This window comes from Bradyrhizobium sp. SZCCHNS30572 (assembly GCF_032484415.1).
Classification (GTDB): Bacteria; Pseudomonadota; Alphaproteobacteria; order Rhizobiales; family Xanthobacteraceae; genus Bradyrhizobium.
This window is the reverse complement of the sequence record NZ_JAUESY010000013.1, coordinates 60,514-76,893: the sequence shown is the minus strand read 5'-3', so window position 1 is coordinate 76,893 and position 16,380 is coordinate 60,514. Positions and strand designations below refer to the sequence as shown.

Below are 16,380 nucleotides of genomic sequence, written 5' to 3'. Positions count from 1 at the left end.
CGAGCATGGACGCGTCCGCGTCAGCGCAGTTCGAGCAGGTCGACTCCTCTGCGATTTACGAGACCAGGGTTGCCGGCTCGGTTGGCTGGGCCGGCTACCTTCTCGGCACGGGCTCGTCTCTGCCACCGTTCATCAATTACGACGACTCGCTGAAGAAGTACGGTGGCAGTTATTTGTTTGCGACACAGCGGCCCGCCGATCTCGATCGGGATCCCGGCGGGTTCGCCGAGCGTGTCCGGGCCTATATCAGCAAGGCGACGCGCAATCGTGCTGTCGTCTGGCTCGCGTCGGCCAACCCGGTCGCGTTCGGCGACTTCGAGCGCTATGGCGTCTCCTTCATCAATCTGCCGCCGGTCTACCAGGTCTCGGGCAACCTGAACCTGTGGTTTGCCAGCAACGCCAAGTTCTACATCCTCGATCAGAGCCGGATCGATATCGAGGGTGGGGCGCTGCGCCTGTCGGGCTCGGCGCTGAGCTCACCTCCGTTCATCGGCTTTTCGGGCAAGGGCGACAACCCGCTGGGCATTCGCCTTGCGCCGACCTCCAACAATCGCATCTACGCCTATGTGCCGTTCGGCGGCGCCAACACCGGTTGCGTAACCTTCGATGGGCTGCTCGATTCGAAGCAGGCGTTCGTCAGCCAGGGCTTGGAGCAGGGCATCCGCTACGTCATCAACAACAGCGCGACGACGTCGCTGCAAGCTGCGCAATATGCAGCCATGACGGTGGCGGCGTTGCCGTCGCAGCTTTCGATCGCAGGTGCCTTCGACCTCGGCGATCCGGCCAACCGCGTGATCGGCCGAGAGCAGCTCGAGCAGGGGTATCTGCGTTCGGGGTTCGCCATCAAGGGGGCGCCTGCGCTGACGAGCGAATTCCGCACGACCGGCGGGCGTGTCGTGCAACTGACGCCGCTCGGGGCTAGCAGCACGGATACGGCGCCGGCGCTCGGAGCAGGGGGCTTCGCCTTTGCGACCAGCGCCGCGAAGACGGCCGCGGTCGACACTGGCACGACCTATCTCAGCCTGGCCGGCCACTATGCGCTCGGCGCCGATGGCAGTTCGACGGGGCAGCTTGCGAAGCTGATGGGTGGACTATTCGGATCGGAGGCGCTCAGCTTCAAGGCGTACGACGCCAGCCAGCCCGCAGCGCAGAACGATCGTCTCAACGCCATTCCCTCGAAGCCCGGCTACGCGCCGGTGTTCCCATTCGAGACGGCGGATCTCAACCGTCCCGCGAGCGGTGCCGTTGCGCCGCGCCTGACCGACGACCACCAGACCTCCTGGGTGACCATCGTCGCCGGGGGCGGGGCCGTCGACTATCTGGCCGAGCCCGAGGGCAGCGCGATCTATAGTACGGCCGCGGCCGGCGCTCCGAATGCGGAGATCCTGCAATCGGCACCGCCATTCATGCCGCTCGCCCAGGGCAGCGACAAGACGTTCCCGCTGGCGCCTTATGGAGCTGCTGCGAGTAGCGGCCTCGATGGCGCGACGCTCGTCCAGTTCGAAAGCCAGATCGTGGCTGCAACCCGCAAGTCGCTGATCTCGAGCTATGGCAGCAAGACGTGGTCGGCGCGTGTGCAGGCGGCGCGGGCTCACGCGTTGCGCGGCACGCTGCCGGACGGCCCGAGCACCGATGGGACGACGCCGCAGGGCTTCATCATCGAGCGAGATCCGACGACGGGGGCCTATCTGAAGGTCAGCATGGCGCAGTCGATCGACCGCGACGGCAACACCCTGCCATTCGCGCTATCCGCTCCCTCCCGGGCGATGCAGGACGCCTTGCAGACCAACCAGCTCTTTCTGGTCGCCGTCAATCCGGAGCCGTTCGGCACAGGCGCCCAGTTCGCCAACACCGTCAATATTGCGGGCTGGACCATGACCGCGGCGGTCGGCGCCGGCGCCTCGGCCACCGCCTACCGCAACGTGATGATCATGAAGTTCTGCTCTGGCTCGTTGCTGGAGCGGGTCACGAATGCCAATCGCTGGACGTCCGCGGAGCAGTTCTCTTTGTTGCCCGGCACACCGCCGGTGACCGCTGCGCTGTCCTACACCGGCCTGTCGCAATGGCTACAGGACTACATCGCGGACGCCATCGCACGCTCGAAGGGACCGTCCGGCCCATTCTACGAGAATTTCGCGCGCATCGCCCAGGACCCGAACTGGACCGGCGTCATCGTGCTCGCGGCCGACCTCGGCCAGCGCGACATGCCGCCGGAGATTGCGGGGCTTGCCGCCGGCATCGACTTCACCCGCTTCAACGCCCATCATTTCGGCTTCACCGTCAGCCGCGTCACGGTCGACGGCCGGAGCGGTCGGATCACGATGCCCCAGGGCAATTCGAGCCTGTTCGGGCTGATCGACTACGAAGATCCGCGCTATGCGATGAACATCTCCAACGGCGTTGCGCCTGACGTGCCGGTGGCGGTGCAGATGAGCGGCGAGTTCGATTTTACCGTGCTGCAGCTGCAGTCGTTGTTCGAGAACGCCAGGCTGACGCGGTTCGACAGCCACGTCCAGCTCTCGGTCGCGGCGCTGTTCGGCGCGCCGGTGGCGCGGCTGTACTCGCGCGGCAAGCCGCAGCCTTTCACGGGAATCGTGCTCAAGGGCAGCTATGTCGATCAGGGCGGCCGCGGCGCCTATGTCTTCGAGCAGAACACGACCAACGTGCTGACCAGCCCGTCGAACGTGCTGCCGGCCGTGGCCTTCGACCGGGTGCAGTTCAACACGATTGGCATCCAGGACCAGGGCGCCACGGTGGCGAGCAACTTCCTTGTCTGGGGGCAGCTCGATTTCACGGCGCTTCAGAGCACCATCGGAGAGACGCTCGACCTGCTGTCGTTCGGCAGTCCGCCGGATACGCCCGAGGAAGCGCTCGGGGTCGGGCTCGCCTTCTCCGGCCTCGTCATCGGCATGACCTATCCGCAGGCGACGCCCGGAGCCAAGAGGTTTGGGGTCGCGACCGGCAACCTGGCCTGGAATCTCAACGGCTCGACGATGCGCGACACCAGCCTGTTCCGCGGCTTCGCGCTGCAACTGAAGAGCTTCGTCAACGCGACCGGTGATCAGAAGCCGTCCGATCTCGGCTTCCTGCCGGTGACGTCGCAGCTCAACCTCACCGAACTCGAGGGGCCCTGGTTCGGCGTCGTCTACGACATCACGCTGGGCGGTCCGGGGGCGCTCGCCTCTGGCGTCGGCTTCCAGTCGCAGCTGCTCGCGGCATGGTCACCGGTCACCACCGGGTCGGATGCGCAGCACGCGGTCTTCATCGGCATGAGCCTGCCGGGCGCGGCGCCCGGCGCCAGCCTGTTCAGCATCCAGGGCGTCATCAAGGTTGCGGTCGGTGCGATCTCGATCCTGCGCCAGCCGGTCCCGACCGCAAAAGGGCGCATGCTGGCCGAGGACGGTCCGAAGTGGTTCTACTGCCTGCGGATCGACGATATCGCCATCAAGATATTCGGCATCGCCAAGCTGCCGCCGTCCGCCAACATCCAGTTCTTCCTGTTCGGCGATCCCGACAACACCGGCAGCCTCGGCTGGTACGCCGCCTATGTCGCCGACGACAATCCGGGCTGCGAGCAGTCGCTCGCATTCGCCGCACGCAAGCCCGAGCTACAGGAGCCGTCATCATGACGCGGATCCTGTTCTGGAATATCGAAAACTTCTCGGTCAACAAGATCTTTTCGGCCTCGATCAAGCGCCAACGCGGGCATGGCGGTCTCAACGACATGCAGAGCGCGATCCAGCGCCGCGCGGTGATCAATGCCGTGCTGGCGGCCGTGCAGCCGGACATCATCGTCATCATCGAGGTGAGCTCGGGCGACAATGCGCCCAACGCGCTGGCGAGCCAGACCGGCGGCATCAATGCGCTCGCCATGGTGCAGTTCGGGCTCAACAACCCCGCCACGATGGTGGCGGGCGGATGGAACGCCGTGCCGCCGCTCTACACCGGGGTCGGCGGGCGCTCAGAGACGGTTGGCATTCTCTATCGCCGCACCAACACCGCTGGCACCCTCAACCGCTACTTCACCGGGCCCAACATCTGGACCGGCGGGCATGGCGGCGTGTCGGTGCCGCCGGGCGGCGGCGTCGCCACGCCGTACAATGGCATGGTGGTGCCCCTCGGTGTCGTCAACGTCAATGGAATGCTGGTGCCTCCGGGCCTGGGCGGAGTGCGCCAGATCCCTGCGGGTGCCCAGCACAATGGCGGCCTCAACGAGGACGTCGTCGCGGCGCGGATCGCCTTCACGACCACGCTCGGCGCTCCTGTTGCCTTTGCCGGGCTGCGCGAGCCGTTCATGGCGACGTTCACCGAGGCCGATAATCTCGGCGTCGTGCAGCGAGACCTCACCATCTTCGGCATCCATTCCCCGCCGAACAATCCGGCGGCGGCGAACTACATCACCACGCTGTCGACGATCAACGACGTCGTCGGCGCTCTGGGCGTGAACGAGACGCGGGTGATCGGCGGCGATTTCAACGTCAACCTGTTCGCCGTCAATGGTACCGCCTCGGGCCTCTATAATCCGCTCACCGGCGGTCCCGGTGCCTACACGCTGCTCGTCAGTCCGACGGCGGTGGGCGTTCCTGTCAATCTCGACCAGTACAAGGGTTATTTCTCCACCCATATCCGCGGCAAGGACAAGACGGCGGCGTCCAAGTTCCTCTGGTCCAACGGCGGCGGGCCGGGGCAGAGCTTTTATCCCGGCTACGGCTATGTCGGCTCGAACTTCGTCGCCGCGCCGTTCTACTCGATCGACAACGTCCTGGTCTGGCCGCACAACGGCATGCACAACTATCAGACCACGATCATGAACACGGTGACCGGCACGCCGATGAACGGGGTCATGGCGCCGCCGGACAATCCTCCCCCCGGTGCGATCGCTTTGGCCAACCAGTTCACCGCGCCGCCGATGGGGTGGCCGGGCGCACCGACGGCGGCGAACTATCCGGGGATCGGCGGTGCCGGAAATCTGACCGGCTGGAGCAATTACGGGCGCGTTCGCAACACCAGCGATCACTTCGGCATCTCTGCCGACATCTGAGGGAGCGCCGGCTGATGAGCGCTATCGACAATCTCCGTGCCGCTGTCGAAGCCGCCGCCGGCGACACCGCCTTCGCGCTCGATGCCGCCTTCCTGACGGCGGGCCTCGCCGATCCCGCCGTGAAGGTCCCCGCAGACTACGACGCCTGGCTGAGCCAGGCCTTCTTCCTCAAGGCCGCGGCCGACTTCAAGGTGACGGTGGCAAAATCCGATGTCGGGCCCGTCGAAGGGACGGCGTTCACGGTGCAGTCGGCGACGATCCCGTTCATCGGCGCCTCGGCTCCGCTGGCCGCGAAGGCCACGCTTGTCTTCACCGTGGACGGCGACCAACTGATCGTGCAGGTCGAGGCGACGCCATCGAACTGGACCTGGACCAGCAGCTTCGCCTTCATGGGCGGCTTCCCGTTCAATCAGTTCGGCACCCTGAAGAACGTCAGCTTCGTGTTCTCGACGGCGACCGGCACCTACCCGTATGGTGACTCCGCAGGGCGTGCCGTGAGCGGCGGCGCGGTGCAGAATTTCGTTGCCAAGGTCGCTCTGCCGGATGTCGCCAAGCCGTTCCTGCTGCTGTTTCCAGGCCTCACCGCGCCGACCGGCGATCTGCTGCTGAGCGGCGCGCTCAACATGGGCATCTTCAACGGCGAGACCGTGCTGTTCCCGCCGGGGCAGCTGCGGGCCGCGATCCAGGACGGCACGTTCAAGCTCGCGTCGCAGTTCACGGTCAGGGATCCGAGCCTCGCTCTGACCATTCCCGCGCCCGATGGCGCCGATGAGGTCGACGGCGTGCTGGTGCTGGCCGATCCCGCCGATCCGGATGCCGGAGATCAGGCGCCGACGCTCGCGATCTCCTCGCAGTTCGACGTCGGCAGCACCGGCTCCTATCAGCTCGACGTCGAGATCACACCCGGCGCCGATGCCAACTATTCGGTGGCACTTGCCGTCGTCGAAGGCGGCGCGCCGCTGACGCCGGCCACGGTGATCGAGGTGATGGGCGGCAATGGCGGCTATCTCGCCGCGACTCCCGATGTGCTGCAGCAGTTCCTCGCCTTTGTCGGTCTCAACGGCTTCTCGATTGCCGGCACGCTCGGCCGCTCGCCGACGATCACGGCGGTCTCGATCGAGATCGGCAGCTCGAAGGATACGAGCTGGCAGATCCTGCCGCCGACCGGGGTGCTCGACTTCAAGATCACGAGCTTCGCGCTGCAATGGTCGATGGCCTATCCGTTCGACGGCACCAAGCGGCAACAGACCTACGACTTCACGACCGAATTCGTACTGGCGCCGAGCGTCTTCAAGGGGCCCGACGGCGAGGGCGACGGCGTGTTCACCGTCCAGTTCACCTCCGCGAAGCAGTTCTTCGCATCCTTCGCCGGGACCGCGAAGCTGAGCGACTTCCTGACGGCACTGTCCGGCGGTGCCGTCGTGCTCGACGTCGAGAATGTCGGCGATTTCGAACTTGGCGACATCGCGGTCGCGGTCGACTACGGCGCGCAGAGCTTTCAGTTCGACGCCGGCTTCAGCCTCACGCTCAATCTGCTCAAGATCAACAACCAGCCGATCCTTGCCGTGCGAGAGGGGACGGTCTCGATCGCGGCGCAGACTCCGACGCAGACGCCAGACGGGGGCAATGCGACGACGCTGCTGCGGGCGGCGCCGCTGCCGATGCTCCGGACCTCGCGAGGGGGCGCGCTGCAAACCGCCTCGCAGACGCAATGGAAGTCGAGCGTCGGAGGCTTCCTCGATGTCGGCCCGTTGCACACCAAGGTCAGCGTGACCTATGACGGGTTCGAAACGCCGAAGCGGTGGGACCTCGCCGCCTCGCTGGAGGAACCGCTCGAGGTCTCGGACCTGATCAACCAGTTCTTTTCGCCCGGCAGCGCCTACGGTTTCCCGAGCTTCCTGCCCGGCGACCTCATCATCTCCGAATTCGCGATCACCGCGACCATTCCGGCCGAGCAGGGCGAGCTGAAGACGAGCTACGACATCACCGTCGGCTTCAGCTGGACGTTCGCCTTCGGCGATCAGACCGTCGGCATCGATCCGGCGCGGCTCGGCGTCAGCTATGACGGCCAGAAGCCGGCCCAGCAGCAGTTCTCCGGCTTCGCGCAAGGCACCTGGATCTACTCGGCGATCAACCTCAAGCTCACGATGGGCTATGAGTTCAAGACGACGGAGGCGGGCTCCAACAACATTCTGTTCGTCGAGTGGGAGGGCTTTCGAGCGGATTGGGAGAGCGGCAAGGAGCTGGTCACGTTCAGCCTCAAGGGCTGGAGCATCGGCTCGCTGGTGCAGGCGCTGGTGCGTACGCTCGGCAATCCTTACTTCACGCTGGATTCGCCATGGGACCTGCTCAACCAGATCTCGCTCGATGCGCTGCGTGTCAACGTCTCGCTCAAGAGCGGCGAGAGCTTCTCGCAGCGCCTGTCGGCCAGCTACGAGCTGTCGAGCCCGATCAATCTCGGCTTCATCAGCATCACCGCGCTGACCTTCCGTCGCGGCACCGACGGAAAGGTGACGCTCGCCATCGAGGGCTCGAGCCCACTGGTCGCCGACGATCCGGCGTTCAAGAATCTGCTCGATCCCGCCAAGGGGCAGGACGTGCAGAACCTGCCGTCGGTGCCCGGCCGGGGCGAGGAATGGTTCAAGCTGTTCCTGCTGGTGCTTGGGCAGCGCATCGGCATCACCGGCCATTCCAGCTTCAACAGTACCAAGGAGGTGATCTGCGCACTGCAGTCTGTCCCCAGCACGACGGGCAAGATGAATCCGGTCGATCCCAATGCGGACGACGGCGGGACGCCCGGACTGCCCTATTACGACCAGTCCAACAACTGGCTCATTGCCGGGCATCTCGGCCTGATGAAGGTGGCCGGCGCCTGGTCGATCGATGCCATGCTGGTGTTCAACGACCCGAATCTCTACGGCCTGCGGCTGGCACTCGCCGGCGAGAAGATGGGCGGGCTCGCCAACCTCGTCGTCGACATCCTCTACAAGAAGATCACCGACGACATCGGCGTCTACCAGATCGACTTCACCTTCCCGGACATCATCCGCAACCTCAATTTCGGTGCGGTGTCGATCACGCTGCCGCAGCTCGGGATCAAGGTCTACACCAACGGCGATTTCTTCATCGACATCGGCTTCCCGTACAATCTCGATTTCCGCCGCTCCTTCTCGATCTCGGTGATCGTGTACGGCGTGCCGGTGCTGGGCGCGGGCGGCTTCTACATCGGAAAACTGTCTAACGCGACCTCGACCAAGATCCCGAAGACCAACCTCGGCACTTTCGATCCGGTCATCGAGTTCGGCATCGGGCTGCAGCTCGGCCTGGGCTACAATTTCGAGAAGGGGCCGCTGAAGGCGGGCTTTGCGCTCACCGTCTTCGGCATCGTCGAAGGCGTCGTGGCGCCGTGGCATCCCTATGACCCCGCGCGCACGCTGGCATCGCGCGCCAGCAGCAGCGCGCTGCAGAGCGACTATTATTTCAAGCTGTCGGGAACGGTCGGCATCATTGGCCTGCTGTACGGCAGCGTCGATTTCGCGATCATTTCAGCCTCGGTCAATGTCAAGATCGTGCTGTCGATCCAGCTCACCTATGAGAGCTATCGCGAGATTCCGGTGGTCGCCAACGCGAGCGTGACGATCAGCCTCAAGGTCAAGATCAATCTCGGTCTGTTCTCGATCTCCATCAGCCTGTCGTTCTCGGCCCAGGTGTCTGCGACCTTCGTGATCGGACAGACCAGCACGGCGCCATGGGAGATTCAGGGGGCACGCGCCGACGCGCTGCTGATGCAGCGGGCTCACGCGCGCGGACCGGACGCGGCCATGCGGCTGGCGCGCAGCTTGAAGCCGCGACCGAAGCGGCTCGGGCCCGCTACCGCTCGCCGGATGGGCCTTGCCGCCGCAGATGGCAACAAGCCGAAGCTGTCGCTGATGGCGGGCGCGCAGTACACCGTGCTTGCTCCGGAGGCAGCCACAGACGCAGCCTCGAACCAGGGGGCATTCGTGCTCCTGCTCGCAATGGACGCGCCGGATGCCGCGGCGAGCGCGCCGTCCGCCACCAAGACGTCCTTCGACGTGCTGGCCGAGGTCTACTTCCCCTGGATCATCGACGCACTGGGGAACGAGAGCGGGGATGCGGCCGAGCTCGCCGAGACGCTGGCCATGTCGGTGACGCTCACCCAGCTCGAGGCCTATGTCGCGCGTCTCGCTGACACGGCCGATCCGTTCCTGTCGATCAAGGGCCTGCTGCAGTTCCTGGCCGACGGCTTCACGCTCGACATCTTCAATCCGGCGACGGCGCAATCGTCGGGGCTGAAGACCAAGCTCGATGCCGGTTCGGTGCTGTTTCCGGTGTTCGACGGATTGAAGCTGCAGGTCCCCGGCATGTCCGGTGGCCAGACCTCGCCGATCGCGTTCGAGACCTACACCACGGCCACGCCCGGCTACGCGACCGCGGTCAGCAAAATATTCGCGCAGGTCGCCGCGAACATCGAGGCCCAGAACAAGGAAACGCGCCGGCTTGCCGCGGAGACCGATACGAGCTCGGCGGAGTCGATGGCGGCCCTGGTGTTCGTCGACACCTTCACGCTGATCGCGCGCCAACTGCTCCAGGCCGCGGCCGACGCGCTGCAGAGCTATGCCTATCCGCTGACCCCGACGAGCAGCATCGGTGCTATTCTCGATGAGCTCAACGGGATCGCCGGCAACGCCTTGACGATTGCGGATATCGTACAGCCCAATGTCGACCATGCCTTGGGGGCCGGGCTGTCCCTGCATATCGACGGCCTCGAATATGTGGTGCAGAGCGGGGACACCCTGCAAGGCATCGCCGGCCGCTATTCCGATGCGGCGTTGCCGCCGCGCTGGATCACGACGCCGGACCGCCTGATCGTGGCCAACCGGGCCCGTCACATGCTGCAGGGCGGCGTCGTCCTGCTGCTCACCAACAGCCACGGCCAGGAGCAGATCTGTGTGACGCGGCAGGGCGACAGCTTCGACGACATCGCGCTGCAGCTCGGCGCGATCTCGATCGACGCGCTCGCTGCACAGAGCGTGCTCTACGGCGTCGCCGGCCTGCTGCAGCCGACCTTGCCGCTCGCGATCTGGCCGATCGCCTACAGGACCGCAGGGACCTCCGGCCCGTCATCCGATACCTTGTCGACGGTCGCGAACCTGTTCCAGACCACTGCGGTTGCGGTGGCGGACGCCAATCGCGGCGTCGCCGGCCTGTTCTCGGTGCAGGCGGAGCGCGGCCTGCTCACGGTCGGCAGTCTTCAGGCCCTGTCGGTCGGCGCGTTGTGGTCGGCCATCGCGGCCACGGGCCAGGTCGGGCAGACCGCCGGCATGGTCTCGCGCTTCCTGGTCTATGGATTGCGGCTGCCGGTCCGGGACGGACTGACACTGTCGCCTGCGTTCCTCTATCCGAGGACGCAATCGGGCTACGGCGTCTATCAGCTCACGGGCCAGCAATTCCCGACGCCCAGTTCTGCCACGAGCTACAAGGTCGGCTTCGCACGCGAGACTCAGAGCCACGGCGTCCCGCTCGATTTCATCTTGCTGAACGACACCACCGACCTCAGCATGGACGTCGATCTGAGTCAGGCCTATGCCGCGCTGAACGTCGTCGTCAGCTGGGCCAGGGCGCCGGGCAATTTCGTCCCGAGCCCGACGTTTGCGGCGCTGCCGCTCGCCGAGCGTCAGCCGCGGCCGTTTACCGCCAGCGGCTACGCGCGCTGGTCGAGCGGATCCGTCGCGAGCCTGTTGGCTCTGACGAACCGCAGCGGCGTGGCCGCGGCGGCCGATGCCGGCGCGCAGGTGCAGCCGACGCTATGGAGCCTGCCGCCGGCGCAGACCAATCTGGTCGCCACGCGGGAGCAGTCGATCCGCGCTGTCATGCCGGATCTCCGCTCGACCTTTGCGCTGCTGCCGAAGTTCCAGCCGCAGACCGGGCGCAGCAATCCCGCGACCGGACGCACAGACTATGCGGACCTGGGGCGCTGGGCCTGGTGCACGCGGCTCGATATTGAGATCAAGCGTCTGCCGGACGCGGCGGCGCTGGCTGCTCAGGGCACCGGCGCAGGCGATCTGCCGAGCGGTCCGGCATCGGCGCCGTCGCTGCCGTTCGTCTATGAGCTCGTCGGACCCAGCTCGGAGGACGCGGTGCGGCTGCAGCGCATCCTGACCGCCATGGATGCGCTGGGCGAAGGCATCGCCTCCGCCGTCTTCCTGCTCTACAACCAGTCCGGACCCGGCGCGCCGATGCTGGTGACGCCTGCGGACGCCGACTTCCTCGCCTTTATCACCCAGACCAACCTGTCGACCGAGACCAATCCTGCGGCGGCGCTGCGCCTGATGCTGAGCGCCGAGGACGCTCCGCCGCGCGGCATTGCCAATTCGCCGGCGCAGTTCATCCGCCTGATGTGGGAGCTCAGCACGGTCCGCAGCGGCGGCTACTATCTCTACTACGAGAACGTCGAAAGCGAGGAAGGCCTGCCGGCGGCCGTCTTCGATTCCTCCGGCTCTGGCATTGTGACAATGGTCGTGACGTTCGCGGCGCAGGGCAGCGAGTCCTTCGGCACCACGCTTCCCGACTTCGTCAACGCCTTCGTGACGACCGACGCTGTCGATCCGCAGAGCGATCTGGTACAGACGGTGTCGCTCGCCTCGACCGCCCAGACGGCACCGGTTGCGGCGGGAGCATCGCTCGATGCGCTCGCGGCGATCTACGGCCCCGGGCCCGGGCGGATCGCCGAGGTCAACGCGACCAAGCCGCTCGCCGCGGGCGCGCTGGTGCCGATCGTGGGCGCGATGCGCCAACTGACCGACGCGGATCTGGTTCGCGGCACCGGGGGGGCCATCGACGCGCAGGCCACGCTCGACAAGCTCGCCAAACTGTTCTCAGCCGGTGCAGTCCATCCGATCACCGGCCAGGACATCGCCGCCTTCAATCCACAAGTCGCTGTTGCGCTGGCCGCCGTGTTCTACATCCCGCCGCTGGCCTATCAGGTCAGTTCCTCGGCCGCGCCCGGGATGAGCTTTGCCAGCATGGCCTCCTATTACGGGTTGGATGTCGACCTGATCGCCCGTGGCGCCAGCGCAGCGCCCGGGCTGTTCCCGGTCAATGCCGTGCTCGATCTCGATCCGCAGCTGTTCTCCCTGCGCGACCAGTTGCCACCGCAGAACATCGGGTTCTCGTTGACGCGCGACAATCTCGGCCTGCCGCCGGACGATCCAGCGGCGCCGGACTTTGCCAAGAAGACGATGTATCAGCTCTACACCTCGCTGGCCGCGGGACTCGCGGGCAACGTCTTCTACAAGGCTAGTCCGCTGGGCATGCCGTTCGGTCCCCAGGACCATGACGACGATGAGTCCAGCGCGTTCGAGAGCCATGCGCGCTCGGCGCGGACGCGCGGCGGCCGCCTGGCGCAGGTCGCGATCGCCGATCTCGACTATCGCCAGTCCATCGGCATTGGTGCGCAATTCGCGCTGGTCAACGCCGCGCCGGACCCGTCTGATCCGGATCTGCCGCCGAAGGCGGCCAATCCCTATCTCGGCGTCGGCACCATGGCGCAGGTCGCGCTGCAATGGCGCGATATCTTCGGCAACACCACGGTGACACCGTTCGAGGCGCCGCCGCAAGGGTACCGCGGCGCGCTCAACGGGGCTGCGGTGTCGATGCTGTACCGCGATGAGCTGATCGGGCTGGGGTCCTGGATCAATACCAATGCCAGCTACAGCTATGACGCGGCGGGCGGTGCCGCGTTCAAGCTTGCATTGTCCCTCAACGCCGCCGCCTATGCCGGGCCGGACGGTGCGGCGCGGGCCGCCGACGATCTCTCGCTCTACACCCGGATCTACTATCAGCTGCATCAGGATTATTCCGCCGATGTCGCCGTTCCCGTGCCGGGTGTCTCCGGTAACGCGGTGGCGATGCGGCTGTCGAATTCGCTGATGGCAAAGCCCGATGTGGATCTTGGCGATGCGCAGGCGGACATCATTCGCGGCTATGTGCGCGCGTGCGTGCTGTATCTGAAGCTCGTGACGCGCGGCCAGGCGCCCGCAGCCCCGGCTGTGACCTTGTCGCTTCCGGTCGACGTCAATGCGATCGCCGCCGGCAACATCCTCGAGCTCGATGTCACGCTCACGTTCAGCCGCAATCCGCTGCTGGTCGACCCGGCGGTGGCGGCGTTGCAGGGCGGCACCGGCGTGGCCGCGGCGATCCTGCCGCGTGCCGACGGCGACGGCAATGTATCCTACACGGAGTTCAGCAAGATCGTCGAAACGGTCTTCGTCACCGCCGACTGGTATCTCAAGGTCGGGCAGGGCCTGTCCCGCGACGGTGAGGATGCGGCCGACGGCGCTCAGCAGCTCTGGGCCGTCCGCTTCGGCAAGGCGGCCGGGCAGGGCATCCATTTCAAGCTGGGCACGTCACCGAGCTATTTCGCGCCGAAGCCGATCGCCAAGGCGCTTGCCAGCGGCGATGCGACGATCACGCGCTATGACAGCGGCGACACCGACACGCTGCATCTCGACGGTGTCGATCTGAACCAATGGTTCCAGAGCGCGCTGGATGCCATCGATCAGTTCCTGTCGGCCGACTACGCGCCGCACGCGTTCATCCTCGACCGGATCGACGGGGTGACCGATCCGCTCAAGGACGGTTCGCTGGGAAGCGTGCTGTCGACCAAGGAATCGCTGGCCGATACGATCAGCCTGAAGACGCTGCCGGTGCTGTCGACCAGCGCGGGCGATCCTTCAACCGGATTCGCCGCCAGCGAGAAGCTGCGCCAGCAGCTGCTCAATCAGCTTGGCGCAGCCTATCGGGCCGGTGCGGCCGTCGTGTTCGGATTGACCGAGGTGACCGGCGGAGGCGATAGCAACCCGGCCGGTCCGCCGAACCTCTACGGTCAGCCGGGCGGCAGCATCAAGGGCGCCGCGGACAATCAGAATTTCACGCTGACGCCGACGCGCGTCCCGCTCGGCGAAGTCTACGATCCCGCCAGCAAGACCTGGTACGATTCGCGGCTGGCCTTCGTGTTCGCCACCAAGAACGTCGTCGACCAGGCCTATGTGCCGCTCGAGCTCACGCTCTCGCTCACTCATCTCGAATTCGAGCGGCGTACCGTCCCCGGAATCGACGGCTATGTCGATTCGCGATGGCTCGCCTTCGTCAACGGGCCGTTCAGCTATCCGCTGGGGACGCAGGTCACCAACATTCCCGTGGTCAACCGCGATCTGCCGACGCCGCCGACGGTCTCCGCGCAGCAGGCGCGGCAGCTCACCGGCGAGGGCACGACCGATCCATCGAAGCTGAATGCCTGGGGTTATTCGTTCGACTACCTCTATCAGCAGGCGGCAGCCGACGCAGTGTCCTGCACGATGGAGTTCAACCGGCCGACCGAGCCGACGCTGCGCGGCTCGGCCAGGTTGAGCGGCGAGCCCGACCTGTTCACCGCGCTCGCTCAATTCGTCACCAACTATCCGGCGATCCTGCGCGACCTCAACCAGTATCTGGTCGGCATCGATGGCGCTGAGCCGGATCCGGCGACACTGGCCGCCGCGCGCAAGGCGACCGCCGCCTTTGCGCTGGAGACCAGGCAGATCGCGGATGCCTATGTGCGGGAGACGGTTGGAGCCGCCAAGCTCGCGACGGCGCCCGCGCATGTGATCGTGAAGTTTCTGTCGACGCTCGACAGCACCAGCGACGGGCACGCGCGCACCAATCTCGTCAACATCACCATCGATGGAACGGCGGCGAGCTGGAATGCGGCGGCCAACACGATCTCGAACGGCACCACCACGCTTCCGGCGCCTGCGATCGCGATTGCACCCGAGCTCTATACGCCCCAGGCCGTGCCTCCGGCAGAGCTGCCCGTCGGCGTGCAGATCGCCTACGTCTATGCGCGTCAGGTCGACGGCAAGACGGTTTATCTTGGCGAAGAGGAGGCACGTGGGTTGCCGGCCCGAACCGTTTCGATCGCTCCGCTCGACGTGCTGCTATACCAGAGCGGCTGGGCGTCGGTGTTCGTGCAGCGCAATCTCGCGCTGTTCCCGCTGGCAGATCTCAAGACCACCAGCACCAACCCGGCGTTCCTGTTCCAGACGCCGGAGGTGCGGTTTGCGTCCACGGTGGTTCCGCAGCTGAACTACACGGCGTTCTCGCTCGACGCGATGTCGGGGGCGACCGGTGACCTCGATGCGCGCCTGACGACGTTCTTCGCGGGGCTCTATGCCGGCGGCAATGGCGGCACCAGCGACGAGGTCGCGATGCAGGGCATGTACAGCTATGAGATCGTGGCCGGCCAGCCGTCGATCCCGCGCGTACGGCTGCCGATCAACCTGCTGACGCCGACCCCGTCAGCGGTCGATCCGGGCGTGAAGCCGCCCTTCGTGGCCCCGTTCGCGCAGATGATCGATACGTGGCGGGCGACGACGAAGCCAACGACGTCGGGCCGTGCCCGCGTCGAGATCGAGCTGAAGGTCTTCGGTGGGGTCGGCGATGCGACGCAGCCGTTGATCCAGGTCGGCCGGCTCACTCACGAGGTCACGACCGCTTGAGGCCGTCGGTCCCGGCATCGAGACTGCGGCGGTCGCCGGAGATGATCTCGACATGCCGCCCGCAGCGTCGGGTGGTACGGGCTCAAGGGTCGAGTGCTGGGTCGGGTGATGACTGGCGCGCTCGGAGAGATTCGAACTCCCGACCCTCGGAATCGAAATCCGATGCTCTATCCAGCTGAGCTACGAGCGCGCGATGCGGGCCAAATCTCCCGCGTCACCGGGATACCAGACTTGGATGGCCAAGGCCAGCCTCCGCAGGACATGAACGGTCGTGCGCCGAAGCTGGCGGGGCGTCCATGGATGGCGTCAGAAGCAGGGATGCCGGCGTCGGTCCTGGCCGATATAGGCCGCCGAGCTCTGGTAGCAGTGGTTGGTGGAAGGACCGTCATAGAACGCAAAGGTGCCGGGCAGCGGGCCGGGGCCATAATTGTGCAGAAAGCTGATGGCGTAGGGCAGCCCGTGGTGGTGGCGATGATGCCGATGATGGCTGCGCGCCTCGGACGTGGCCGGCACCAGGGCGGCAATTGACACGATCAAGGCGGCGGCGAGGGATGCGAGCTTGCTCATGACTTTTCTTCTCCGGAAAACGACGTCAAGGCCGGCCGTCTGGCTGATAGCCTAACGCGGAAGTGGCGGAAAGGGTGCGCAAAAGGCGATAACCCGTCAAAATTTTGGCCTTTTCCGCGTGCTTAAGAAGATCATGACAAGGTCCGGCAAGTGCCGTCGTGCATTGGGCCCGAGCCGTTGTCGCGACAGCGCCAGAAAAGACCGGGTTTGCCGTCC

General features: G+C 65.9%; 4 protein-coding genes and 1 tRNA gene. 3 read left to right on the top strand and 2 right to left on the bottom strand.

The annotated features are described in order from the left end of the window. Positions 1-5 precede the first annotated feature (5 nt). Genes QX048_RS32400 through QX048_RS32390 form a run of 3 tightly spaced genes read left to right on the top strand, consistent with a single transcriptional unit; the run spans position 6 to position 15,597 of the window. Positions 6-3,629, top strand: coding sequence for a hypothetical protein (locus tag QX048_RS32400; protein ID WP_315827833.1), 3,624 nt, complete (start codon positions 6-8; stop codon positions 3,627-3,629). Further along, positions 3,626-5,041, top strand: coding sequence for a hypothetical protein (locus tag QX048_RS32395; RefSeq protein ID WP_315827834.1), 1,416 nt, complete (start codon positions 3,626-3,628; stop codon positions 5,039-5,041). Before QX048_RS32400 ends, QX048_RS32395 begins: the two co-directional genes overlap by 4 nt. A 14-nt stretch (positions 5,042-5,055) precedes the next feature. Next, on the top strand, positions 5,056-15,597 hold the full coding sequence (locus QX048_RS32390) for a LysM peptidoglycan-binding domain-containing protein (protein WP_316192101.1): 10,542 nt from the start codon (positions 5,056-5,058) through the stop codon (positions 15,595-15,597). A gap of 113 nt (positions 15,598-15,710) precedes the next feature. On the opposite strand, the gene QX048_RS32385 is transcribed toward QX048_RS32390, so the two are convergent. Continuing rightward, a tRNA-Arg gene (locus QX048_RS32385) sits at positions 15,711-15,787 on the bottom strand. A 116-nt stretch (positions 15,788-15,903) separates the two neighbouring features. After that, on the bottom strand, positions 15,904-16,164 hold the full coding sequence (locus tag QX048_RS32380) for a hypothetical protein (protein ID WP_315827860.1): 261 nt from the start codon (positions 16,162-16,164) through the stop codon (positions 15,904-15,906). Positions 16,165-16,380 lie beyond the last annotated feature (216 nt).

What these genes read in the sequence shown, in the direction of transcription:
- QX048_RS32400 (WP_315827833.1), top strand. Translation starts at nt 6, where the DNA reads ATGGACGCGTCCGCGTCAGCGCAGTTCGAGCAGGTCGACTCCTCTGCG.
- QX048_RS32395 (WP_315827834.1), top strand. Translation starts at nt 3,626, where the DNA reads ATGACGCGGATCCTGTTCTGGAATATCGAAAACTTCTCGGTCAACAAG.
- QX048_RS32390 (WP_316192101.1), top strand. Translation starts at nt 5,056, where the DNA reads ATGAGCGCTATCGACAATCTCCGTGCCGCTGTCGAAGCCGCCGCCGGC.
- QX048_RS32380 (WP_315827860.1), bottom strand. Translation starts at nt 16,164, where the DNA reads ATGAGCAAGCTCGCATCCCTCGCCGCCGCCTTGATCGTGTCAATTGCC.